Genomic DNA, 24864 nt, shown 5'->3' on the forward strand with positions numbered 1-24864 from the left:
CATAGAGAAAGCGGAACGCATAGAGGCATGGATGGGTGACAATCCCGAAAATGAGCGTATGCCGGAGGTGAAGCAGGCGTTGGAGGCTCTGAAAGATGCCGAGCCGCAGCGCATCGCCTTCGAGGATCTGGACTTCAATTTCGGGGAACGCTGGATTCCGACGGGTGTCTATGCCGCCTACATGAGCCGGCTGTTCGACACGGAGGTGAAAATCGCCTATTCCGCAAGCATGGACGAGTTTTCGGTGGTGTGCGGCTACCGCACCATGAAAATCACGGACGAGTTTCTGGTGAAGGGGTATTACCGGAACTATGACGGTATGCACCTCCTAAAACACGCCCTGCACAACACCTGCCCTGACATGATGAAGTCCATCGGCAAGGACGAGCATGGCAACGACATCAAGATGCGCGACAGCGAGGGAATACAACTCGCCAACGCCAAGATTGACGAGATACGAAACGGCTTCTCCGAATGGCTCGAAGAGCAGTCGCCGCAGTTCAAGGAGCGGCTTGTGACGATGTATAACCGCAAGTTCAACTGTTTCGTGCGCCCGCGCTACGACGGCTCCCATCAGACCTTTCCCGACCTCAACCTGAAAGGGCTGGCAAGCCGGGGTATCAAGAGCGTCTATCCCTCACAGATGGATTGCGTCTGGATGTTGAAACAGAACGGCGGCGGAATTTGCGACCACGAGGTGGGAACCGGTAAGACGCTGATAATGTGCATCGCCGCGCATGAGATGAAGCGTCTGAATTTGGCACACAAGCCGATGATTATCGGGCTGAAAGCCAACGTTGCGGAGATTGCAGCCACCTATCAGGCGGCATATCCCAACGCACGTATTCTGTACGCTTCGGAGAAGGACTTTTCGACCGCTAACCGTGTGCGCTTCTTCAATAATATAAAGAACAACGACTACGATTGCGTCATCATGTCGCACGACCAGTTCGGCAAGATACCGCAGTCGCCGGAATTGCAGCAGCGCATCCTGCAAGCAGAGCTTGACACGGTGGAGGAAAACCTCGAAGTGCTACGGCAGCAGGGAAAGAACGTGTCGCGGGCGATGCTGAAAGGATTGGAGAAGCGCAAGCACAACCTTGAAGCGAAGCTGGAGAAGGTGGAACACGCCATAAAGTCACGCACGGACGACGTGGTGGATTTCAAGCAGATGGGCATCGACCACATCTTCATAGATGAGAGCCACCAGTTCAAAAATCTGACTTTCAATACACGACACGACCGTGTGGCGGGGCTGGGAAACAGCGAGGGAAGCCAGAAGGCGTTGAACATGCTCTTTGCCATACGCACCATACAGGAGCGCACGGGCAAAGATTTGGGAGCTACGTTCCTCTCCGGCACGACCATCAGCAACTCGCTGACTGAATTGTATCTGCTGTTCAAGTACCTGCGCCCGAAGGAGCTGGAACGGCAGGATATCCGGTGTTTCGACGCTTGGGCGGCGATATTCGCCAAGAAGACGACGGATTTTGAGTTCAACGTGACGAACAACGTGGTGCAGAAGGAGCGTTTCCGATACTTCATCAAAGTGCCGGAGCTTGCCGCCTTCTATAATGAGATTACGGACTACCGAACGGCGGAGGATGTGGGCGTTGACCGCCCCGCCAAGAACGAGATACTGCACCACATACCGCCCACGCCGGAGCAGGAGGACTTCATTCAGAAGCTGATGCAGTTCGCCAAGACGGGCGATGCCACCCTGTTGGGCAGGCTGCCGCTTTCGGAAACGGAAGAAAAGGCGAAGATGCTTATCGCCACGGACTATGCCCGGAAAATGGCACTCGACATGCGCATGATAGACCCGAATTATGAAGACCATCCCGACAACAAGGCGAGCCACTGTGCCAAGATGATCGCGGAATATTACCAAAAATACGACGCGCAAAAGGGAACGCAGTTCGTTTTCTCGGACTTGGGGACATATCAGCCGGGCGATGGGTGGAACGTCTATTCGGAAATCAAGCGCAAGCTGACGGAGGACTACGGCATACCGCCAAGCGAGGTGCGCTTCATTCAGGAGTGCAAGACCGACAAGGCGCGGAAGGCGGTGATAGACGCCATGAATGCCGGAACGGTGCGTGTGCTGTTCGGCTCCACCTCCATGCTCGGAACGGGTGTGAATGCGCAGAAAAGGTGTGTGGCAATCCATCATTTGGACACACCGTGGCGGCCATCCGACCTGCAACAGCGTGACGGACGCGGAGTTAGGGCAGGAAATGAGATTGCCAAGCATTTCGCCGGGAACAACGTGGATGTAATCATCTACGCGGTGGAGAAGTCACTGGACAGCTACAAGTTCAACCTCCTGCACTGCAAGCAAACTTTCATCTCGCAGCTCAAAAGCGGTGCGATGGGTGCGCGTACCATCGACGAGGGGGCAATGGACGAGAAATCGGGCATGAACTTCTCGGAATACATGGCGTTGTTATCCGGCAACACCGACCTTTTGGATAAGGCGAAACTGGAGAAGCGGATCGCATCGCTCGAAGGGGAACGCAAGTCGTTCAACAAGGGCAAGCGTGATTCGGAGTTCAAGCTGGAGTCAAAGACCGGCGAGTTGCGCAACAACACGGCTTTCATAGATGCCATGACGGAGGACTGGAACCGCTTCCTGTCGGTGGTGCAGACCGACAAGGAGGGCAACCGCCTTAATATAATAAAGGTGGACGGAGTGGATTCCGCCGATGAGAAGGTCATCGGAAAGCGTTTGCAGGAGATAGCCAAGAATGCCACGACCGGAGGGTTGTACACGCAGGTCGGTGAACTTTACGGTTTTCCGATAAAGGTGGTGAGCGAAAGGATACTCAAAGAGGGATTGGAGTTCACCGACAACCGCTTCGTGGTCGAGGGGAACTACAAGTACACCTACAACAACGGGCATCTGGCGATGGCTGACCCGTTGGCCGCCGCCCGCAACTTCCTCAACGCGATGGAGAGGATACCCTCCATCATCGACCAGTACAAGGCGAAGAACGAGGTGCTGGAGATGGAGATACCGCAGTTACAGGAGATAGCGGGTAAGGTGTGGAAGAAGGAGGACGAGCTGAAGCAGTTGAAGTCCGAACTTGCCGCCCTTGACCGAAAAATTCAGCTGGAGCTTGCGCCACCCACGCCCGAAGTCGCAGAAAAGGAGAATGAAGGGCAACAGCTCAAGCCGGAAGCGGAAGATGTGAGGAACAGGCAGGCGCAATATCCCGAAAATGCACCGCCGCAGATACGCAGTCCGGCGGATAGTATCGTTGCCAACCATGTCATAATCGGGCGTCCGGGACTGTATGCCAAGGAGGAAACCCGGTCCAAAGGATTGAAAATATAACCTAAGGAATTTTATCTGAAGTATTAATAAGGGCTATCCCAAAAGGTCTAAAAGTAAATTTTATCCTTTCTGCAAGTATCTGTAGGATGGCAACTGCATTTTTTTCTTTTTGGGCAGCCCTTATTAAAATTTATTCTTATTTTAGGTTATATACATTCATGTTCATTTATGTAAAAAATCCTGCTGACCTTGTTTATGTCTTGTCAGTCACCATTTGCAAAACCATATTTGACCCTCAAAGAGGCTGAATTTGATAAGCAACTTGCTACATACTCATAATAAGGAGCTAAATAGAACACGAATGGGAAATACTCAAATGCCAAACTAAAGAAGATATTGGCCAAAATAAACGTTATACCGAGAGAGAAACTTGATTTTTCAACTTCCTAAAACGGTGTTGTTCAAACATTTCTACTTATTTGTACTTGCCAGTTGAACCTACGCTTCCCTAATAAAATGTCTATGCTAAAAAAAGTTAAAAAATCCTCCCACTTTTGTTAGATATATTTTTTTTGTGTAATTTTGTAATCGTTATGCGGCAGTAATAATATACATATTAATACGAGTTAGTAATCCTGTAGTTCTCACATGCTACGAGGAGGTATTAAAAGGTGCATTTCGACAATGCATCTATTGTAGTATATTATTGCTTAATCCAAATGAATATTATAAATTTAGGAATTCTTGCTCACATTGATGCAGGAAAAACTTCCGTAACCGAGAATCTGCTGTTTGCCAGTGGAGCAACGGAAAAGTGCGGCCGTGTGGATAATGGTGACACCATAACGGACTCTATGGATATAGAGAAACGTAGAGGAATTACTGTCCGGGCTTCTACGACATCTATTATCTGGAATGGAGTGAAATGCAATATCATTGACACTCCGGGACACATGGATTTTATTGCGGAAGTGGAGCGGACATTCAAAATGCTTGATGGAGCAGTCCTCATCTTATCCGCAAAGGAAGGCATACAAGCGCAAACAAAGTTGCTGTTCAGTACTTTACAAAAGCTGCAAATCCCGACAATTATATTTATCAATAAGATTGACCGTGCCGGTGTGAATTTGGAGCGTTTGTATATGGATATAAAAACAAATCTGTCGCAAGATGTCCTGTTTATGCAAACTGTTGTCGATGGATCGGTTTATCCGGTTTGCTCCCAAACATATATAAAGGAAGAATACAAAGAATTTGTATGCAACCATGACGACGATATATTAGAACGATATTTGGCGGATAGCGAAATTTCACCGGCTGATTATTGGAATACGATAATCGCTCTTGTGGCAAAAGCCAAAGTCTATCCGGTGCTACATGGATCAGCAATGTTCAATATCGGTATCAATGAGTTGTTGGACGCCATCTCTTCTTTTATACTTCCTCCAGAATCAGTCTCAAACAGACTTTCAGCTTATCTCTATAAGATAGAGCATGACCCCAAAGGACATAAAAGAAGTTTTCTAAAAATAATTGACGGAAGTCTGAGACTTCGAGACATTGTAAGAATCAACGATTCGGAAAAATTCATCAAGATTAAAAATCTAAAGACTATTTATCAGGGCAGAGAGATAAATGTTGATGAAGTGGGGGCCAATGATATCGCGATTGTAGAAGATATGGAAGATTTTCGAATCGGAGATTATTTAGGTGCTAAACCTTGTTTGATTCAAGGGTTATCTCGTCAGCATCCCGCTCTCAAATCCTCCGTCCGGCCAGACAGGCCCGAAGAGAGAAGCAAGGTGATATCCGCTCTGAATACATTGTGGATTGAAGACCCGTCTTTGTCCTTTTCCATAAACTCATATAGTGATGAATTGGAAATCTCGTTATATGGTTTGACACAAAAGGAAATCATACAGACATTGCTGGAAGAACGATTTTCCGTCAAGGTCCATTTTGATGAGATCAAGACTATCTACAAAGAACGACCTATAAAAAAGGTGAATAAGATTATTCAGATCGAAGTGCCGCCCAACCCTTATTGGGCCACAATAGGGCTGACTATTGAACCCTTACCGTTAGGGACAGGGTTGCAAATCGAAAGTGACATCTCCTATGGTTATCTGAACCATTCTTTTCAAAATGCCGTTTTTGAAGGGATTCGTATGTCTTGCCAATCTGGTTTACATGGATGGGAAGTGACTGATCTGAAAGTAACTTTTACTCAAGCCGAGTATTATAGCCCGGTAAGTACACCTGCTGATTTCAGACAGCTGACCCCTTATGTCTTCAGGCTGGCCTTGCAACAGTCAGGTGTGGACATCCTCGAACCGATGCTCTATTTTGAGTTGCAGATACCCCAAGTAGCGAGTTCCAAAGCTATTACAGATTTGCAAAAAATGATGTCTGAGATTGAAGACATCAGTTGTAATAATGAGTGGTGTCATATTAAAGGGAAAGTTCCATTAAATACAAGTAAAGACTATGCCTCAGAAGTAAGTTCGTACACTAAGGGCTTAGGCATTTTTATGGTTAAGCCATGTGGGTATCAAATAACAAAAGACGGTTATTCTGATAATATCCGCATGAACGAAAAAGATAAACTTTTATTCATGTTCCAAAAATCAATGTCATCAAAATAATGGAGCGGTCAGGAAATTTCTATAAGGCAATACGGTTGGGATATATACTTATCTCCATTCTTATCGGATGTATGGCATATAATAGCCTCTATGAATGGCAGGAGATAGAAGCATTAGAACTTGGCAATAAAAAAATAGACGAGCTCCGAAAAGAAATAAACAATATCAATATTCAAATGATAAAATTTTCTCTATTGGGTGAAACAATACTGGAATGGAACGATAAAGATATCGAGCATTACCATGCACGGCGTATGGCAATGGACAGTATGCTCTGCCGTTTCAAGGCCACCTATCCAGCAGAGCGCATCGATAGTGTGCGCAGTCTTTTAGAGGATAAGGAACGACAGATGTTCCAGATAGTCCGGTTAATGGATGAACAACAATCTATTAACAAGAAGATAGCCAATCAAATTCCGGTTATTGTGCAGAAAAGTGTGCAGGAACAGTCCAAAAAGCCAAAACGAAAAGGTTTCTTGAGCATCTTCGGCAAAAAAGAGGGAACGAAGCCAACGACAACAACGACTACGCTCCGTTCATCCAATAGAAACATGGTCAACGAACAGAAAGCGCAGAGCCGTCGATTGTCAGAACAAGCCGATAGTCTTGCTGCCCGTAATGCAGAACTTAACAGACAACTGCAAGGATTGATTTGCCAAATCGAAAAGAAGGTACAATCTGATTTACAAAATAGAGAAAGCGAGATAACAGCCATGCGTAAAAAATCATTTATGCAGATAGGCGGCTTGAGGGGATTTGTTCTTTTGCTGTTGGTCATTTCCGATATCATCATACACCGTGATGCAAAGAACATTAAACGATACAAACGCAAGACAACGGATTTGATCGAGCAATTGGAACAGTCCGTGCAACAAAATGAGGTACTCATAACCTCCCGAAAGAAAGCGGTACATACTATTATCCATGAGTTGCGTACACCACTGACGGCAATAACCGGCTATACCGAACTTTTGCGGAAAGAATGCAATAGCGGTAATAATGGGCAATATATCCAAAATATACTGCAATCCTCCGACCGTATGCGGGATATGCTCAACACTTTGCTTGACTTCTTCCGCCTGGACAACGGCAAGGAACAGCCCCGTCTGTCACCCTGCCGGATTTCAGCAATCACGCACACACTTGAAACGGAGTTCATGCCTGTTGCCGTGAACAAAGGGCTGTCCTTGTCCGTGAAGACTGGACACGATGCCATTGTATTGACCGACAAAGAGCGAATAATACAAATCGGGAATAACCTGCTGTCAAACGCTGTCAAGTTCACAGAAGAAGGCGGTGTTTCTTTGATTACTGAATATGATAATGGAGTTCTGACACTGGTCGTTGAAGATACAGGTACAGGCATGACAGAAGAGGAACAGAAACAAGCGTTCGGTGCGTTTGAACGTCTATCAAATGCCGCCGCAAAGGAGGGTTTCGGGCTTGGGCTTGCCATAATGCGTAATATTGTGTCGATGCTTGGCGGAACAATCCGTTTAGACAGCAAGAAAGGGAAAGGCAGTCGTTTCACAGTTGAAATTTCTATGCAGGAAGCTGAAGAACAGCTTGGATATACAAGCAATACACCTGTTTATCATAACAATAAATTCCATGATGTTGTCGCCATTGACAATGATGAGGTATTACTTCTGATGCTGAAAGAGATGTATTCCCAAGAAGGAATACACTGCGACACTTGCACCGATGCTGGTGCGCCTTATCATGAAGTCCATCCACAAACAGAACAAGCGCGAGGTGAAGCATATCGGCTGCAAGCGTTTCGGCATCCAATACCTGTTGAAAGGCATCTACACGCACAACGGCTTGCTTTATTTCCACACGGAGATAAAGAACCAGAGCAACGTGCCTTTCGATGTGGACTACATCACTTGGAAAATCGTGGACAAGAAGGTTGCGAAGCGTACTGCCGTGCAGGAGCAGATTATTCTGCCGCTCCGCGCGCAGAACTACGCCACCCTCGTGCCGGGCAAAAAGAGCGAGCGCACGGTCTTCACGATGGCGAAGTTCACCATCCCCGATGACAAGTGCCTCGTGGTGGAATTGAACGAGAAGAACGGCGGCCGTCACCAGTCCTTCGTGATTGAGAACGAGGATTTGGTACGCGCGGGTACCATCAACGAACTTCAAGTACGCTGACCATGAGAAAGTACATCGCAATAATCATCGCGTCGCTTGCCCTTTTTACAGGGCAGGCGCACGCCCAGCGGTGTCTGCCGAAGATGCAGGGCATCGAGGTGAGGGCGGACATGGCGGACGGCTTCAATCTCGGCGGCAAGGACGGCGGGTACAGCTTCGGGGCGGCTCTCTCCACCTACACGAAGAAGGGGAACAAGTGGGTGTTCGGTGGCGAATACCTGTTGAAGAACAATCCCTACAAGGACACCAAGATACCCGTGGCGCAGTTCACGGCGGAGGGCGGCTATTACTTCAAGATACTGTCGGACGCCCGAAAGATTGTTTTCGTCTATGCCGGGGCTTCGGCTCTCGCCGGATATGAGGCGGTAAATTGGGGGAAGAAGGTGCTGCATGACGGCTCCACGCTGCACGACCGGGACGCCTTCATCTACGGCGGTGCGCTGACGCTCGATGTGGAGTGTTACGTGGCAGACCGTATCGCCCTGCTTGCCCACCTGCGGGAGCGTTGCCTTTGGGGGGGCGACACACGGAAGTTCCACACGCAGTTCGGGGTCGGTATCAAGTTCATCATCAACTGACACGGGCATGGAAAGGACGGAAATAGATGCTGTCAGAAGGATGCCGCTTGCGGATTTTCTCGCACGGCTGGGGCATGAGCCTGTCAGAAGGAGCGGTAACGAGCTGTGGTATCTTGCCCCGTACAGGGGCGAGCGCACATCCTCTTTCCGTGTGAACGTGGCGAAACAGCTCTGGTACGACTTCGGTTTGGGCAAGGGCGGCGACATCTTCACGCTTGCCGGGGAGTTTCTGCAAAGCGATGACTTCATGAAGCAAGCGAAGTTCATAGCGGAAGCCGCCAATATGACGGTTGCCGGATGGGAAAAGCCCGTCTATCTCTCGAAGCCGACCGAATCCGTTTTTGAGGATGTGGAGGTCGCTCCGCTGCTCCGCTCACTGCTGACGGAGTATTTAGAGGAACGGGGCATCCCTTACGCCATCGCATCCCGTCACTGCTGCCGCTTGAACTACGGTGTGCGTGGGAAACGGTATTTTGCCGTTGGCTTTCCGAACATGGCAGGTGGCTATGAAGTCAGAAGCCGATATTTCAAGGGTTGCATACCTCCGAAGTCTGTATCACTGGTAAAGGCGAATGACATCCCGGCTGACGAGTGCCTCGTGTTCGAGGGCTTCATGGACTTTCTCTCTGCCGTGACGCTTGGTGTAACCGGTAACGCTGACTGTCTTGTGCTGAACTCAGTCGCCAACGTGGAGAAGGCGGCGGGATTGCTGGACGGATACGGGCGCATCGGCTGCTTCCTCGACCGTGACGAAGCCGGACGGCGGACGCTTGCCGCACTTACCATGCGATACGGGGAACGTGTCACCGACCGTTCCTCCCTCTATGACGGTTGCAAGGACTTGAACGAGTACCTGCAACTGACAACGAAAAAACAGAAAAACAACCATCTAAAAATCGAAGAACAATGAACATACTGAACAACAGAAACAAGAGAACATCAATATTCAAGGCAGTGGCGTTATGCCTGATAGCCGCCATGTCATTCACCCTCGTGTCATGTGACGATGACATGGACATCCAGCAGTCCTATCCCTTCACGGTGGAGGTCATGCCCGTGCCGAACAAGGTAGTAAAGGGGCAGACAGTGGAAATCCGCTGTGAACTGAAAAAGGAGGGCGACTTTTCGGGTACGCTCTATACCATCCGCTATTTCCAGTTCGAGGGGGAAGGCTCGCTCAAAATGGATAACGGCATCACCTTCCTGCCTAACGACCGCTACCTGCTGGAGAACGAAAAATTCCGCCTGTACTACACGGCGGCGGGTGATGAGGCGCATAATTTCATCGTGGTGGTGGAGGATAACTTTAGCAACTCCTACGAACTGGAATTTGACTTCAACAACAGGAATGTAAAGGACGACGATCTTACCATCGTTCCCATCGGCAACTTCAGCCCCTTGTTGAAATGATGCGTGTATTCATGACAATGCTCTGTTCACTTCTGACGGTCTGTTCTGTGTCCGCGCAGATCAGCCGCCAAGAGGGAACGGACGGGCAGGCGGCAATCTACCGACTGCCGCTTATGGAACGTGCTTTTTTATGCTGCCGCTACTTTGAAGGCTGGCACTCAGAAAAACACTACCCATACGTCGGTTGGGGTCACAAACTTTTGCCAAACGAGAAGTATTCGGCACGAACCATGACAAAACGGGATGCGGATGAACTTTTGCGGAAAGACCTGCGCAAATTTGTCGCCATGTTCCGTAAATTCGGGGTTGATTCGATTTTGCTTGGCACGTTAGCTTACAATGTGGGACCGGCGAAGCTGTTAGGCAGCAAAACAATCCCCAAAAGCACCTTAATCAAGAAGCTGGAAGCTGGTGACAGGAACATCTACCGTGAGTATATAGCCTTCTGCAACTACAAAGGAAAACGCCACGCCATGCTGCTCAAACGGAGAAAGGCGGAGTTTGCGCTGTTGTATATCCCATAAAAGGACTGACAAAACTGGCAAAAGACGTGCCATATTTAACTTGGCACGTCTTTTGCTCTATCACTTGATAGATTATCGTAGGATTTTCTCGTTAATTGACATCGTTGAGCCATTTTTGCCTATCGGTTTCCAAATAACACTTCAAGTTGTAAGTGTTGTGAGAGCAATACAAAACATAGTTATTAACCATAAAAAGTATAGCGAAATTATGAAGAAAGTATTTAGGAAAATTCAGAAAGGAACAACAAAAATGATTGAACGTATCAAATCGTTGGGGGAAATGGAGACGAAGCAGAAATGTGTAGTTCAACGGTTCGAGATTATCATTCCCCTCCACCAAAAAATAACGACCCAATATATAGCCTCCGCAAGTTTTACTTGCGGATTTTTTAGTTATCGCAGATTGGACAAAGGTTTCTTTGCTACTTTCTTTGTCCGCCATCATGCTCACTGAAAGAAAGTAGGGCGGCTCTCGCCGCCCCGCCACTCAAAAGCGTGTGTAAAGTCCCGTCACCATCGTGAACATTTCCTCCAGCATATCAAAATAGATACCCTCGTGTACGGCAATGTCCTTTGTCTTGCACTCAAAGGTCTTTTTGCTGAACGTCCTGCGGTAGAAGCGCATATTGTAGAGGTCTGCCCCTTCGTCATAGATGATGTCAAGGCGGTTGGCACTTGTTTTGTTCCTTGCAAGGCTCATCCGTAAGCCGTTGCCCATATCTATGAAATCACGGCTACCTGTCATGGCGGTGAAGCGTTTTCCGCCTATCTGCTGTAATATCGTCTTGGCTATCATATCTTTTGTTTTTAGGGTTTTAAGTATTGGCGGTGCGGACACCGCCATCCCGTTCAAAATTCTCGCATTTCGGAAATGGGGGTCTGCCGTTGTAGCCACTCTTTCACACATTCCATATTGTACTCGCTCGTGATGACTGCCGTATGGCTGTCGGTGGCGGTGAAACGTGTGCTTTCGTAATCATCTATCCACCCCTTGAGGGTGTCCGTTCCCCACGCTCCGGTATCGTCAAAGATACCGTCCAATGCCGTGATAGGTTCGCTGAACTTGACTATCAGCGTTTGATAGGTCGTGTTCATAGTCTGTCCTCCTTTCCCTTCTTTGCGTTCAGCCACTTGTCCCGTGCGGCTCGGCACTCGTCCAACGTGGGTTTGACACAAGAGAACAATTCTCTGTCTATGGGGTGGCGGTAGTCGTACTGCACAAGTGTCCGCCTGCGTCTTCCGATACCCGATTGGAAACGCTCGTATTTCTCCGTACCTGCTTCCGCGCAGGTGCTTACTCCGTTGATGGTCATTCGTGTTGTCATAATGTTGCTTTTTAGATGGTTAAAAATGTACTGACAGAACTCTGTTCTTCATCACCATTTCGGGGTTGCTTGTGTAGCGTTGGTGCAGGTAGAAATGGTGTGAGCCGAAGCCGTAAAGGAAAAACTTGTCAAGTTCGTGCTTCTCGGCAAACTCCTTTACGCTCTTTCTCAATTCCCCCTCACTCGTTGTGAGAGTGAGGAGGTTCACAAATTCAAGGAACATCGTGGGGATTGCATCATCCCACACACAAATCATACTTTCAATTCTTACTTCCATATCAATGTTGTTTTAGGGGTTATGCTATGCCGCTTTCATCCGCTCACGGATAAGGTTGGCGTTCTTGTTCACAAGGTCTATGATGCGCTCGTGATATTCGGTGTCCTGGTTGTGCTTGCCGTGGCACTGCACCACTTCGAGGGTTCGCAAGTCCACCTCTACGGTTTCAATAATCTCATCGCCAATCCTTGCCGATAGTATGAGGGTGTCGGCTTTCTTGTAGTATCCACTGCCAAACACGCAGATGCCCTGCGTCTTGCCCTCGTTGTAATACTCGTCTATGCTTTCAAGCACCTTGACGATTATTTCCTCGTCCGTGATTACCAAGCCGAAGAATTTGGATTTGTTGGCGATGAAATCCTCCGCATCTTTCTTTCGTTGGAGTTGTCGCTGTTGCTCACGCTCACGCCTTTCAATCTCCCAACGGCGTTGCTCTGCGGCTCTTTCCTTCTCGTGTATGGCTTCAATTTTTCGGGTTGCGTTGTCGTGTGCCGCCATGAAATCTTCGGGACAGATGTTCTTCGGGTTACGGAGGTCTTGACCGAGTTTTTTGAGCATACGCAGATAGTCGCACCACATTGAGAGGTTGTCTATCTGATACTTGTGACGCTTGGCAATCAGATATGATGCCCAACATTCATCGGCAGTACGGGTATTGAAAAGAAAGTGTTTCATGACCTCAATCTCACCGCCTTTCATAAGGGTTTCAATTCTTGGGTCTGAAAGCAAGGCTTTGAAAAGACGCACGGGGGAGATGCCGTGGAAATCGCCCTTGAAGCCGTTACGTCTGAGTTGGGGCAATATCCTCATCTTTGGATATGCACAGCTTCTTGCCACCACATCATCGTATAGGCTGTTGTGCGGTCTTACCTCCATATCGCAGCCTAATGCCCACACATCGCAATAGCAGAAAAGGAAGCCACGGAGCAACGCCATGTCCGTAACCTTGCCGTCGGGTGAAATCCAACGCTGCACGACCTCGTGGCAGTAGAAACGCATCGGTTCGCCTTTCCTGCTCTCGCATCTGACCTGCGCCACGCGGATTACCTGATACCCTTTGCAGGTGGTTATCACGCTGAAATTCTGCGTTTCCTTGTAGATGCGTCTGCGTGTGTCCTGCACTTTGAGTTCGGCATGGCATTTGGGGCAGGTGCAGCCTTCAAGGGTGTCGCATAGTCCGCTGTCGCTGTGCCACTCGTGACCGCAGTCGGAACAGGTGATGTTCCCTTTCTTGGTGCGGTAGCCGATATGCTCAACGCAGTGGCGGTATGCCCAATCTATTTGTGTCGCTGATATGGGGCGAAGGTTGGCGGAAAGTCTTGCCACCTCTTTCTGTATCTTGGTCTTCGGTTTCATAAGCCTAAATCAAATAATGAGGGTTGGGGTTGGTTTTCTTTTCTCGCTGACGGTCTGTGGCGGTTCTGCAACTTGCGGAGTTCCTCCTCTTGGTATTTGCGGACAGCGTTCTGACGTGCCTCCGCCTTTTCCTCTGCCGTGAGTTTCACAACGTGGTTCACAACCACTTGGCAGTCCATCGGTTTGCCCACCTCTATCTCGTTTTCCTCATAGTAGTGGATGGCTTGCCCGAATATCTCTCCGTCCGTGAAACCGTTGCAACCGCTTTTCTGCACATAGTTCAGAATGTGGGTCACGCACTCGTCCATGTTCTTGGCAGGGTTGCGGTACTTCTTTGCAAATAGCGCATCTTCCTCCGCACGCTGTTCCAAGTACATATATATCGTTCTCTTGAAATGGTCTGTTCCTTTCATATTGCTGTCATTTTTAGATTATCTGTTTCAGTATCTCTCTCCAATAGGTCGGCTCTACCTCGCTGAGAAGGAAGTCCATGAAATCCCTCCGTGCGTCCTTGTTCAGTTCGTGGTACAATCTTCGGAAAGTTTCAAAATTGCCGTTGATGTACGTTTCCACCATATACACGAAGATGTTGTCCACCTCGTAATATCTGCACTGCTGCGCTGCCGTCTTGCTGTTTCTTTTTGCCATGTCGGTAAGGGTTAAAGGGTGAATAACCAAAGGATGAAGCCAAAGAAGGCAATGGTGGAAAGGATAGCCACGATTACACCTATCGCCACTCGGAACACTCCGTTTACAATCTCTCTGATGATGCCCCAAAGGATGCCGAACACCCCGAAGGCGGTGCGCATCATCAAGCCGCATATCGCCAACCCGATGTGTTGCGCCATTTGTCTGAAATTTGCCGTTGCCGTCATATCTTCGCTGTTTTTGATTTTTTTGTTTTTAATGCGGATTCAAGAGCTGAGGGAGTTGAGTTTCAAACTATCTTATCTGCCTCTCGTTTATCCGACATTTTTTTTATGCGTCTTTCTGTCGCATCGGTCGTTTTCGTTTCGGGTGCTTGAAAAGGTAGGGATTAGGGAATGCAAGGTTTTTCGGTCAAAATACTACCCGCAGGGCTGGAGATTTTTACCGAAAACAGGAGGCTTGACCTTGCTTTCCCGTCCAATCCCGGAATTACCTTTGCGCCCAGAACGAAAATGACTGACTGATGCGGCTTACTGAAAGGCGCAAAATGGAGGTAAACGAAAACAGAGGCAGATTGTGTAGAAAAAAACTTCAGGGGAAAATCCGTAAAAAAAAGAATCACCAAAAGGAAAAAGACATCACCGGAAGCGTGAAAAGGGCAAACCACAACAAAGGAAGTATGATTGTTTCCGATCCGACGGAACTTGTTCAGCCGGGTGGCAACAATCATTCTTCCCGGTTTGTCCGGCTGTGTGTGGGCGCCTGTTTCATTCATGGGGCAGGCTGACACACTCTGCATTCACTTTCCGCTTCCGGCAAAAGAGACAGCGAAAAAAGAAAAATCATTTGAAAACCCGTAAAAGCACCTCTTGGCATAGGCGCAAAAGAAAGGGGCATTGCTTCATCTGTCTAAACATCGTTTAGGCGTGAGGCAATGCCCTTTTCTCCAGCTATGCGGTAGTCGGCACACGTTTGTTCCAAACTCGTTTTGGGCAATGGTGTGCCGACGGACAATACCGCTTTTACGGAAAATTCTTATGAATGAGGGGATAAAAAACGGGAGTTTATATCAAAATCTCGAATTAAATAGCTACTTTTGCATACGAAGAGTTCTTTGAAGGTTACGCAACGCGCAGAAGGATAATGCAGTAGATAACTAACTAAATCGTAACCTATTACTATCAAGAGCAATTAACCTACGCTCATTTCCAATAAATTACACTCTTTTCGTAACTTCGATGCGCAAATATACGATATATTTTTTATCAACCAACCTATTTATATAGATTTTATGTATTTTTTAATGTGCAGATGCACGAAGCCCCCGGAGAGTTACCCCGCCGGAGGCTTTTTTTATAGTTTCTGTGCTATATAGAAACCGTAACTGTAATAATCCTTGTACTTCTTGTAGAAGTCTGCTTCCTGTATATCTCTTTCAACAATAACTCTGGCAACTTCATTGTCGCCGAACTTCTCCATAAAGTCCTTGTGGCTGTCTAATAGGGGGTTGTAATAATTGTCAAGCCAGCAGTCATCAGGAAGTATAAAGTGTCCGAGAACCTTATATCCGGCTTCTTCCAGAGCTTTGATTTTTCCTGCTATTGTGTCCATTTCAGCATACTCTCCGTTCCAGAAGTCTTCCAGTTCTTTCGGGCGACAGTTTGTTATCCATGACAATTCAGAGACTGCAAGTATTCCTCCCGGTTTGAGAAACTCTTTCCAATAGTTGATGCCGTTCTTGAATCCGATATTGTAAACTGCCCCTTCCGACCAGATAATATCGAACTCCTCCTTTTCAAAAGGCAGCTTGTCCATAGATGCAGCCAGTGTCTCAATATGTGCCGTGATATTTTCATTCTTGCTGTCCTCTTTCAGTTTTTCAAGAAACTCCTCAAACAAATCCACTGCAATAATGTTACCTTTCAGCATTTTTGCCAAAGAGATAGTCTGTTCGCCTGTACCACAACCTATGTCTGCTATCTTGTAAGACTTTTCCCTATCTATCTTAGCCAGTGTAACTGCAAGATTTGTAGCGTCTTCACTACCCGGTCCCTGTCTCTTGTTATTACGATGCAGATGCATCATCAATTCCATTTCGTCCATATTTTTGTTCCTTTACCTCATTAGCACTTTCGGAATTAGAATGATAATTGATTATGACTGGATACTCATTTGCTAAGCGCAAAGCCACTGCACGTCCTATACCTCGCGAGGCTCCTGTTACTAAAGCATATTTCATATTTATTAATTGTTTTATTATATTTTTTGAAGAAACGCACTTGGTATATAGGCTGTTGCCATTGTTACCAAATCATCTACTACCACACCTACTCTCTGTTGCCCCTGCCAGCGTGCAACTATTCCAACCACCCCTTTGAATACACCATCAATAACCTTTACCAACTGTCCTTTCTCGAACTTTGGCACTTCGACTAATGACACGATTGTATTATCCGCATCGGCAGCACAGATGATTTTGAGACTTTCCATCTGATAGTCTGGAACTATCATAGGAACCTTCTCTATTCTGCGCCCAACGTGGACGTGACGATAGTAAAAACGAAGGAATGGGAGATTTACGTTGTCGTAAACAAAAGTTTTGAGTTGTTCTTCGGTACCGTAGGCGAAGAAGATGTTGGGTAAACGTGACTCGGTAACAATTTTGCGCTTACCTTTTATAAGTTTCACTACCTCGGTGGTAGGATAGAAAGCCGTGATGCCTTTGGCTGTCATATATTCGTATGCTTTTTTCTCTCTACCATAGGTAGTGCGTAAAGCATACCAATGAGGAGTTTCTTCCTCTTTTTGTACCTTAGACTTACTTAATATATGGACACTTCTGGTGGACACCCCTGTTTGTGAACTCTCTGCAGACACATTGCTTTGAGCTTCGGGGAGGGCGTTGGAGGTAAGTCCAGCACAAGGAGGGAATTCACCACCTCCTGGGGTGTGTACATCTTCTGATGTCCATTCATCGACTTTCATATCGGTGCTAACTTTTTTCTAGACAGAAATCCGTTAAATTGCGACAAAAAAAAGCGTGGAATCGTCCTGTTGTCTATTCCACGAACTGAGGCTCTTCCAACTGCCTATCAAAGTTGAACAGACAACGTCAGAGCCCACGCCGATATGAAAATCATTACCGTAAAGAGACCTATATAATACATTGGACTGCGTCCAAAAGGATACAATCTATGCTTACAGGTCTCCACGGGATTGATATAATCACACCCGGGACATCTACCGTTGGCTACGTTCAAGACTTTGATACTGATAGTTTTGGAAGATTTCAGTTCGCCTTAAACACAGCGTCGATAAACGCCTTCTATGTCCGGATTGCCTTCCCACCCAATGCCCGCTTTCGTATAGATATGTCATGGTTGACTTCACTACACTCAGCACGGCGTAGGCTGCCGACTCGGTTATCATGAAAGAACTCGTCTTACAGCGACAACTGCGGTCTGGCTATACAATCCGGCTGCAAAAATACAAAAAAATATTGAGAAATGAGAGGAAATGGCAGGAAAGATTAATGCTACAATGCAAATTTAAGACTATTTAAGCCCGATTACTTCTATATCTCAGAAATTTTGTGTAAACAAATGCTGTTTTCAATCCGATTTAGTATATAGTTAGGTTAATATTTTAATTGCAGTTCTTTGATTACCATCAATATTCCAAATTCAGTAACAACCATTGGAGAATCTGCTTGGGTTGTAATCATGAAGTATAACTTCGATAGGCAACGCAGAACTACTTCGATGCCCAATGGAGTATTATCGTATTTTCATAGGATATATAACAGTTGAAGTTCCGTTATTCTTCGCCTTTTGATGGATGGGATATGCTTGCCTCTCCATCTGCAAAAGTCAAGGTAATCTTTTTCTATGTCATGCAATCCTCGCTCAATCTTTTGCAGGAGACGGCTCTTCGGAAATCTTTTGTTCCCTAATATCTTATAAGGTCCGACATTGTAGGCAAGTACGGCAAGAAGCAATGAGTCCTTACCATACTTGCGGAACATGGCGCATAACTTGGTGAGGTCTGAGCGCAACAAGGAATCGGCTTGCTGATAAGTGAGGTTCTTCTTGAACTTCTCGTGCGGCAATATCCGATGTCCCCATCCGATATAGGGATAGTTGCGCTTGATGTCGTGCCATCCCTCATAATACTTGATACAGCGCACGGCTCGCTCAAAGGGAGGCAAAGCGAAAATGCCCAAGTCGGTTTGGCTTGAGCTATCGTTGGTGGGTGTCTTGTTCTGCGCCATGATGCTCTGGCACAGTAACAAGAGTGTCAGGATGATGTATGTTCTTGTCTTTTTCGTCATGGATGTTGTTCTTGTTTTGCTTTTTGGGGTGTCATTGGCTTGTCACTTGGCATTCTTCTTGTTGAATATCTCCGCTATCATGGCTTTCACGTCCTCACCGACCTGCACGAAGTTTTTATAGAGGATGCGCTCACGCTCGTCACGGCTCTTGAAGGTGTAGAACTTGGGCAGTGGTATATACTCGCTTTCCTCTTTCTTGATATCTGCCATATCGAAGTCGGTCTTGCAATAGAACTTACTGGTCTTGAACTCGTCGCTCTCCTGTATGTTCATACTGCCATTCATGCCGGTCTTGGTTGCCACAAAGTCTCTTGCCGTCTGTCCGCAGATCCATCCTGTCGGCATATCCGAGATTTTACTGGCTGGCACAAGACTGTCCATGTTCTCATTCAGGTTGATGCTCGTCTTGTCTCTGTCAATGGTCACGCCTTTCTTCAGTTGCACCACCTTTCCGAAGATGTCGGAGGATAGCCATTCGAGCGTTTCCTTGCTTCGTGCCGAGCCGCTCACCACATTGCCTACGGTGGTGATAATCTTCTGCATACCCACTTTGCCGTAATCGGCTTCCAACTGGGGCAATTCCTGAAATCCCAAGGCGACGCTCACCTTGTTGCTTCGGGCTGTACCTATCAGTCGGTCTATCTTATGGAAGTAAAGTGTCGGCAACTCGTCCACGATGATGCTCACTGGTATGTTCTTACCTTGCCCTGTGTTCACTCGTGTTACCAGTCGGTTGAGGATTAGGGCGTTCAATGCTCCAATGATACTCTCCATCTCCGGGTCATTGGCTATCAGCAGATAGCTTGGATTCTTTGGGTCGCTGACTTTCAAGTCGAAGTCATCGCCATCCTTATGGAAGATCCAATAGCTTTCCTTGGTGGCAAGGCGTGAGGTATAGACACGCAGGGTGCCTATCATACCCTCCAACTGTTCCATCGCCTTGTTCTTCAAGGCGGTCTGAAACGGACCGAGCAACGGTGCTACCTCATTGTCGGTCTCCAATACATTGAAGATGGTCTGGTAACTCTCGTTCAAGAAACTGAGGATATGGGGCATATCGCTATACTTGCCCAACCAATAGGCTGGTTCCACTTCTTCTCCTGCATGGTTAAATACCTTTCCGGTTGGCTTCATCTGCATGGTCTTCGGATCAAGCACTTTCTCTGCTATCAACATCTTGCCGTCCTTGTCGTATGGTTCCTTGCCGTAGTTGATAAAGAAGTAGATACAGGCGGCGAGGAAGTTGACGGCTGAGGTCTGGAAGAACTGGTCGCTGCCGCCTCCGCCTTCCTTCTTTCCTTTTTGCAGGGATTCAAGCAGTGTTTCTGCGGTCTCGCTCGCTGCTGCCAAGTTATTGATGTACTTCTGCTGTATCGGGTTCACTCGCTTGGAGTATTCCACATCCACAAAGTTGATGATGTTAAACTTGCAGCCTTCTGGCAGTTTGCCCAACTGTTGGTTCTTCTTGTAGTGATAGTACAGTTTGGTTGCCAAGGTTGGGAACTTGTAGTCGTAAACGACCATGGCAAAGCCTTTTGCACTGTGCTGACGGATGAACGGCTCGATGATGGAGAATGTCTTACCGCTACCAGGAGTACCCACAACCCATGTACCTCGGAAAGGGTTCACGATATTCACCCACCCCTTGCGGAATTTGCCCTTATAGTAGTAGCGCATAGGGATATTCACGCTGTATTTGTTGTATTCCTCCTTCTGGCATTGCTCGAAACTCTCGTTCTCAAAATTAAAACGGTCTTTCATCAGTCCTTCCTTCAGAAACTTCGATATATTATCCAAGGCTACATGCACCAGTACTGTTCCGATGATGGTTGCCACCATATAGAGAATGGTGTTCAATCTCAGGGTATAGAGACGAGTGTCCATCACATAGCCGAAGAGCCACACGGACACTACCAGCAGTCCCACGCCACTCACCAGTGGGTACAGCACCTGCTTTCTGGCATCAAACTCCAGATGTTTCTTGTTTCTCGTGCCAACACAGGTGATGCACACCAACAAGAACGTCACCACCTTGCTATACACAAGGTTGCCGTCATGGTAGATGAACCACTGCTTGATGCGGTCGTGCAGGTCGCACACCACACCGCCAAAACCGTCTATCGCTCTTGGGTCTATGGCATACTCAAAGAACTCCATCAACACGGATATGTAGATGACCGCCCTGAATATCTTGTAAAATCCTTGTAACTCCTTGCTTTCTTCCATAAATATTCTTAAATAATCAACCTATAAGTTGTATTTCTCAATTATTTGTTGTATCTTCGCACTATAAAAACAATAAGATTATGACATTCGACCTGATTACAGAAAACGAGCACCTTTGGGCTGTCAGATATGATGACTGCCTCGACAACGTTCTTGACTCAATTCTTGGGCAATGGAACGATGTTGCATGGTTGCGTAGCTTCTTCAAGCATAATATTGATGATTTGGCGTCCTACTTCAAAATCACTGATGTCAATCAAGCCATCTATGATACGATTGAAGATAGCGAACGCTTGCAATGTCTCATCATGGATATTTCTCCTGATGCTGACCTTGACAAGATTTTCCGTCCATTGGAGAATAGTCGTACTTCGGAAATGTTGTTGGGCAAAGAGAAGGCACGCTTGCGTAATACGCCACGTCATGCTTCTTGGCTCCGCATCTATGCTATCAAACTCGAACCGGGTATTTACATTATCACTGGCGGTGCAATCAAGTTGACTCGTACTATGCAGGAACGTGAACATACTTTGGTTGAACTCGCCCGAATGGAAAAGGTGAGACGTTTCTTACTTAACAACGATATTGCCGACAAGGATTCCTTTATGGACTTCTTAAATGAAATCATATAGAAAGGAGGTTATTATGAGAACTACAAACGAAATTGTTTCCAAACTGAGAGAACATCAGTCTTCAACTCCATCCAAATGGCGTGAGAATGCAGAGTGGCGCATGGCTAACAAGTCATGGCTTCGCTACTCTCAGCACATTGCAATGATGATGCTCGACAAGATGGAGGAATTGGGTATGACCCAAAAGCGATTGTCTGAACTCATGGGCTGTAGCCAGCAATATGTTTCCAAGGTACTCAAAGGACAGGAAAACCTATCCCTCGAAACCTTGGCTAAGATAGAGCGTTGTCTTCAACTGCCTATTCTGAATCACTTAGCGTAGCTCTATTTCAGAAATATCGGATTGAATGAGTCGGCTGACAGCACATCGCTGTAGTTCACTTTCAGTGATAGGGTGCGACCGCTGATTTGGTTCTCCGTCATTTCTATTGTCAACTTCTTGTCATTCGGAAATGTCATTTTCCGAATGACTATCACATTGCGGTAGCCATAGCGGAATCGCTTGGTCTGCTCCAACGTAAACACTGGATGCAACTCGATCATCTGCGAGTTGGTTGCCTTGGCGGTCTTCTTATCCGTCAGCTTCAATCGTATTTGGTCTATATCAAACGGTATGTGCGTCTTGTTCTCTACCGAGAAGTCCAGGAAGAAATAGTCACCTGACGAATAGATATTATTCAGTCGCATCACCATTTTATGGGCTTTGGTCTTTACATTGTTCACATGGGCTTCCGAACTCCATATCTGACGAGCATATCGAGCCATGTCCGTAGAGGACAATGTGACCGCAGGATTGTTATAGGCATTCTTTTCTATCTGTTGTATCTCCTTATCCGTCACTGCCTCTTGTAGTCTTGTGGTATAGAGCAGCGCATATTGGGTACGGTATCGTTCCGTCACGATGGTTACGATGGCAAGCACCTCGCCATCTTCATGCATTCCTTCCTTGGGCTTCAGACGCACGGTATTGTTGATGGGTTGGTCTCCTGCTATCTTGTCGGTGGATATATCCACAAAGCGGATGGGCTCACTTGCCGTAATGACCGTAGTCACTTGCTCGTTCACGGTCAACTGCTCCATCTCCTGGTAGGTGCAGGGCTGATAGCTCTCCGCACAGGTCTGTTGTGCCATCATCGGTATGGCACTTATCGCACACATCATCAGTGCGCCAATGGTCTTCTTGATATTCATATGGGTGTAATGTTTACTTTGTAGTGTTTAACTTTTACTTGCTCTTGGTATCTTTGCTGTTTATCAGATACACAAAGGTGCCATATTTCAGTTTCACTTTATTCTTCTTGATAGCCTTGCCTATGGCATTGCTTGTTTTCTGATAGGCATTCTGCATGGTCTGCATGCCCCATTGCGAAAAACTGCTGCCTGTATTGGTGGTATTCATATCCACATTGCCGGTTACGGCTCCGCTTGCCACATCCTTGGTAGTCTCACGGAACTGGCTGCTTGGCACATACAAGCCTTCCAAGCCGTCTGTATCATAGAGTGACAGATTGATTTTCACTATCTCATCATCCACCAGCACACTTTTTACCGTACCTTTCACTCGTTGTGAACTGAAACCGCTCATGGTGGCATACAGGTATGCGCCTTTCTTCACTATCATCTCACCGATTTCCACATCATCAAGCAATCGCAAGCGCACACGGCTTCCATCCACGGCTTTCACAGTTTCGTCAATGATAGCCTTTATCAGTGTCGGCTCTTTCTCGTTCACCGCCAATGTGTTGAAGTAATCAGATGATGTCTTCACCTTTTTAACCACTTCACTTGGCTTGTCATTCTCGTCTGCTTCCTTTCGGGCATTTTCATTCACCTTGATTTTGCCCTCAATATTGATACCGCCCTTGGCTGTAGCTGTTGTTTCATCGGATGCTGTTGCTGAAGACGATGAGTTCTGTTGCGTGGCTTGCTGTCCCTTCAGCCTTGCCTCGGCAAGTGCCTTGTTCAGTTCCGCCAACGCCTCATTCTCTCTTTGTCGCTCATGGACTTCTTGTGCTTCTCTCTGTTTTTCCATTTCTGCTTGCCTCTTGGCTTCGGCATCCAACTGTTGCAGTTCTGCATCCGAATACTTGCTTTGGTATTCTTCTTTTTCTTGCTCATTGTCTCGGTCTATATTCTCCACGGCACTATGGTCTTCTATCTTGCCGTAGGCGTTCAACATGTTCTCATACTTGCCTCCAATACCGTCACCGCCCTTAATACGGGCTTGTGGCAGGTTCGGATTCAGATATTCCGTAGTCTGCATATTGGCATCTTGCTTCTCCGCCACCTTGGTATCAAAGAGGTCGAAGATAAAGTAGGATGCACCGAGCAGTGGGAGATAGACAATCGCAGGTAGCATGTACTTGGGTTGTCTGAAATTGATTCTTTCTGTCAGCTTCATCGTTATTTGTCTTTATGAGGATGGCGTGCATCCTCATTGGTTCTTACTATGTTCTTTGCATTCCCCATATTCTGATGGCGAGCCTTTATCAGTGAGTCCTGTCTCTCCGTGGCGGTGCGTCGCTCTCCCTGATAATGGTAAGCTCTTGCCATGCGATAGATGTTGAAACTGAAGCTCACACCCACAAATCCGAACACGATGACCAGGAACATTGTCTTATGCAAGTCGGCAAATTTCTGCACCTTGGCTGCAGCCTTGTCGATTCTGCACATCCTGGCAAACTTTCTTCCAGCTCTCACGTCTCGCTCATAGCGTTCCTTGTATTTTGGGTCGTCCTTGTCGGGCATCTTCTCCCCAATGAGCATCTGCTTAAATCCTTTTGTGTTCATCGTTATTTCTTTTTTACCTTTTTACTTCTTAATCCTTTTACCTTCAATAGTTGCTCTTCGTCTTCTGGTCAATATCCTTGTTGAGCAAGGTTCGCCAGTTCACTATCAGCAATCCATGTGGGTTGTTGTCAGTTCTCGGCACTCGTTTCAACTGTCCTGCCGTCACCAGTTCACGGGTCAGCACATTGGTTCTACGCTCGATGCGCTGTCTGCCGTAGTAGGTGAACTCCATCTTCTCCTTGTTGAACTTGATACTGTCACAGAAGATGCTGAACACGGCACTTGTTCCCATGATGTTGGAATAGAAGCCCTTTTCTTTCAGCGTATTGTACTGCGCCAATCCTGTCTCATCCACCAGATACATGGCTTTCTCCATCGTGTATTTGATGTACTTGTCATCGGGTGCCAATGTGAAGAAATAATGATGGAACATCTCGATATGGCTCTTTGCTTCCACCTCCAGTGTCTCATCCATCGTTGTGCGCTGTACCAGAATCGGCACGTTGCCGTCCAATACATAGATTTTGTTCTGTGCATCCACCACCATATTTTTCGCCGTCCAGATGCTACTGATACTTATCAGCACGCATCCAACTAGAAACAGGCTACAGATGATAGTCACCAACTTCACCTTATTCTCTAAATTCTTGATTACCATTGCTATAATGTTTTTTACCTTTTTCACTCTT

General features: G+C 46.9%; 26 protein-coding genes and 3 pseudogenes. 11 read left to right on the forward strand and 18 right to left on the reverse strand.

All coding sequences use genetic code 11. The features are described 5' to 3' along the window. The 9 genes and pseudogenes from C9991_RS13940 to C9991_RS17310 form a co-directional block, all read left to right on the forward strand. Nucleotides 1-3337, forward strand: a 3337-nt coding sequence (locus C9991_RS13940; protein WP_255414807.1) for a helicase-like domain-containing protein, incomplete at its 5' end; no start/stop codon positions are given. A 659-nt stretch (nt 3338-3996) separates the two neighbouring features. Then, nucleotides 3997-5922, forward strand: a complete 1926-nt coding sequence (tet(Q), locus tag C9991_RS13945) for a tetracycline resistance ribosomal protection protein Tet(Q) (protein ID WP_106813142.1) — start codon at nt 3997-3999, stop codon at nt 5920-5922. Then, nucleotides 5922-7637: pseudogene (locus C9991_RS13950) on the forward strand (sensor histidine kinase); the annotation flags it as partial. The gene tet(Q) and the pseudogene C9991_RS13950, both read left to right, overlap by 1 nt. Beyond that, nucleotides 7621-8079, forward strand: a pseudogene (gene traN / locus C9991_RS13955) (conjugative transposon protein TraN); the annotation flags it as partial. The pseudogenes C9991_RS13950 and traN (C9991_RS13955), both read left to right, overlap by 17 nt. A gap of 2 nt (nt 8080-8081) precedes the next feature. Next, nucleotides 8082-8657 carry a conjugal transfer protein TraO gene (locus tag C9991_RS13960; RefSeq protein ID WP_106813143.1) on the forward strand — a complete coding sequence of 192 codons (576 nt, stop codon included), beginning with the start codon at nt 8082-8084 and terminating at the stop codon, nt 8655-8657. Nucleotides 8658-8664: 7 nt separating this feature from the next. Further along, nucleotides 8665-9567, forward strand: coding sequence for a DUF8464 domain-containing protein (locus C9991_RS13965; RefSeq protein ID WP_004291524.1), 903 nt, complete (start codon nt 8665-8667; stop codon nt 9565-9567). Further along, nucleotides 9564-10067, forward strand: coding sequence for a DUF3872 domain-containing protein (locus C9991_RS13970; RefSeq protein ID WP_004291525.1), 504 nt, complete (start codon nt 9564-9566; stop codon nt 10065-10067). The genes C9991_RS13965 and C9991_RS13970 overlap by 4 nt, the downstream gene beginning before the upstream one ends. Continuing rightward, a complete protein-coding gene (locus C9991_RS13975; RefSeq protein ID WP_004291526.1) occupies nt 10064-10591 on the forward strand; it encodes a glycoside hydrolase family protein in 528 nt (175 codons plus the stop codon). Before C9991_RS13970 ends, C9991_RS13975 begins: the two co-directional genes overlap by 4 nt. Nucleotides 10592-10655: 64 nt before the next feature. Beyond that, on the forward strand, nt 10656-11045 hold the full coding sequence (locus C9991_RS17310) for a hypothetical protein (RefSeq protein ID WP_004291527.1): 390 nt from the start codon (nt 10656-10658) through the stop codon (nt 11043-11045). 33 nt (nt 11046-11078) lie between these two features. Here the strand turns inward: C9991_RS17310 and C9991_RS13985 are convergent, their stop codons facing one another. The 14 genes and pseudogenes from C9991_RS13985 to C9991_RS14060 all read right to left on the reverse strand — a co-directional run bounded on the left by C9991_RS13985 (nt 11079) and on the right by C9991_RS14060 (nt 20753). Beyond that, nucleotides 11079-11387, reverse strand: coding sequence for a hypothetical protein (locus C9991_RS13985; RefSeq protein WP_004304290.1), 309 nt, complete (start codon nt 11385-11387; stop codon nt 11079-11081). A gap of 53 nt (nt 11388-11440) precedes the next feature. Next, a complete protein-coding gene (locus tag C9991_RS13990) occupies nt 11441-11686 on the reverse strand; it encodes a DUF6956 domain-containing protein (RefSeq protein WP_004291529.1) in 246 nt (81 codons plus the stop codon). After that, nucleotides 11683-11916 carry a DUF3873 domain-containing protein gene (locus C9991_RS13995; protein ID WP_004304291.1) on the reverse strand — a complete coding sequence of 78 codons (234 nt, stop codon included), beginning with the start codon at nt 11914-11916 and terminating at the stop codon, nt 11683-11685. The genes C9991_RS13990 and C9991_RS13995 overlap by 4 nt, the downstream gene beginning before the upstream one ends. A gap of 19 nt (nt 11917-11935) precedes the next feature. Then, nucleotides 11936-12193, reverse strand: a complete 258-nt coding sequence (locus C9991_RS14000) for a DUF8466 domain-containing protein (protein WP_004291531.1) — start codon at nt 12191-12193, stop codon at nt 11936-11938. 24 nt (nt 12194-12217) lie between these two features. Beyond that, nucleotides 12218-13549 carry a PcfJ domain-containing protein gene (locus tag C9991_RS14005; RefSeq protein WP_106813144.1) on the reverse strand — a complete coding sequence of 444 codons (1332 nt, stop codon included), beginning with the start codon at nt 13547-13549 and terminating at the stop codon, nt 12218-12220. Next, nucleotides 13546-13962 carry a PcfK-like family protein gene (locus C9991_RS14010; protein WP_004291533.1) on the reverse strand — a complete coding sequence of 139 codons (417 nt, stop codon included), beginning with the start codon at nt 13960-13962 and terminating at the stop codon, nt 13546-13548. The genes C9991_RS14005 and C9991_RS14010 overlap by 4 nt, the downstream gene beginning before the upstream one ends. A 13-nt stretch (nt 13963-13975) precedes the next feature. Further along, nucleotides 13976-14197 carry a hypothetical protein gene (locus tag C9991_RS14015; protein WP_004291534.1) on the reverse strand — a complete coding sequence of 74 codons (222 nt, stop codon included), beginning with the start codon at nt 14195-14197 and terminating at the stop codon, nt 13976-13978. 11 nt (nt 14198-14208) lie between these two features. After that, nucleotides 14209-14424: a hypothetical protein gene (locus C9991_RS14020; protein ID WP_004291535.1), complete on the reverse strand. Its 216-nt coding sequence runs from the start codon at nt 14422-14424 to the stop codon at nt 14209-14211. Nucleotides 14425-14585: 161 nt separating this feature from the next. Beyond that, nucleotides 14586-14972: a hypothetical protein gene (locus C9991_RS14030; protein WP_009126113.1), complete on the reverse strand. Its 387-nt coding sequence runs from the start codon at nt 14970-14972 to the stop codon at nt 14586-14588. A 578-nt stretch (nt 14973-15550) separates the two neighbouring features. Further along, on the reverse strand, nt 15551-16300 hold the full coding sequence (locus C9991_RS14040) for a class I SAM-dependent methyltransferase (protein WP_057256617.1): 750 nt from the start codon (nt 16298-16300) through the stop codon (nt 15551-15553). A 4-nt stretch (nt 16301-16304) separates the two neighbouring features. After that, nucleotides 16305-16436 (reverse strand): annotated as a pseudogene (locus C9991_RS14045) (SDR family NAD(P)-dependent oxidoreductase); the annotation flags it as partial. Between the two features lie 17 nt (nt 16437-16453). Beyond that, entirely contained in the window at nt 16454-17182 is a 729-nt protein-coding gene (locus C9991_RS14050; RefSeq protein WP_106813146.1) for a UpxY family transcription antiterminator, read from the reverse strand. Nucleotides 17183-17984: 802 nt separating this feature from the next. Next, nucleotides 17985-18527: a glycoside hydrolase family protein gene (locus C9991_RS14055; RefSeq protein WP_106813147.1), complete on the reverse strand. Its 543-nt coding sequence runs from the start codon at nt 18525-18527 to the stop codon at nt 17985-17987. Nucleotides 18528-18569: 42 nt separating this feature from the next. After that, on the reverse strand, nt 18570-20753 hold the full coding sequence (locus C9991_RS14060) for a type IV secretory system conjugative DNA transfer family protein (protein WP_106813148.1): 2184 nt from the start codon (nt 20751-20753) through the stop codon (nt 18570-18572). 80 nt (nt 20754-20833) lie between these two features. Between C9991_RS14060 and C9991_RS14065 the strand changes: the two genes are divergently transcribed. Next, nucleotides 20834-21385 carry a hypothetical protein gene (locus tag C9991_RS14065; protein WP_106813149.1) on the forward strand — a complete coding sequence of 184 codons (552 nt, stop codon included), beginning with the start codon at nt 20834-20836 and terminating at the stop codon, nt 21383-21385. Between the two features lie 13 nt (nt 21386-21398). Then, nucleotides 21399-21707, forward strand: coding sequence for a helix-turn-helix domain-containing protein (locus C9991_RS14070; RefSeq protein ID WP_029425402.1), 309 nt, complete (start codon nt 21399-21401; stop codon nt 21705-21707). 2 nt (nt 21708-21709) lie between these two features. On the opposite strand, the gene traN (C9991_RS14075) is transcribed toward C9991_RS14070, so the two are convergent. The 4 genes from traN (C9991_RS14075) to traK are packed head-to-tail and all read right to left on the reverse strand — an operon-like array spanning nt 21710 to nt 24833. After that, nucleotides 21710-22576: a conjugative transposon protein TraN gene (gene traN / locus C9991_RS14075; protein WP_106813150.1), complete on the reverse strand. Its 867-nt coding sequence runs from the start codon at nt 22574-22576 to the stop codon at nt 21710-21712. 34 nt (nt 22577-22610) lie between these two features. Continuing rightward, the gene (gene traM, locus C9991_RS14080; RefSeq protein WP_106813151.1) at nt 22611-23786 is read right to left on the reverse strand and encodes a conjugative transposon protein TraM; all 1176 of its coding nucleotides are present in this window, start codon (nt 23784-23786) and stop codon (nt 22611-22613) included. A gap of 2 nt (nt 23787-23788) precedes the next feature. After that, nucleotides 23789-24175, reverse strand: a complete 387-nt coding sequence (locus tag C9991_RS14085; protein WP_106813152.1) for a hypothetical protein — start codon at nt 24173-24175, stop codon at nt 23789-23791. Nucleotides 24176-24218: 43 nt separating this feature from the next. Next, nucleotides 24219-24833 carry a conjugative transposon protein TraK gene (gene traK / locus C9991_RS14090; RefSeq protein WP_106813153.1) on the reverse strand — a complete coding sequence of 205 codons (615 nt, stop codon included), beginning with the start codon at nt 24831-24833 and terminating at the stop codon, nt 24219-24221. Between the last annotated feature and the right edge of the window lie 31 nt (nt 24834-24864).

The organism is Prevotella merdae, assembly GCF_900290275.1.
In the GTDB taxonomy this organism is placed as follows: Bacteria; Bacteroidota; Bacteroidia; order Bacteroidales; family Bacteroidaceae; genus Prevotella; species Prevotella merdae.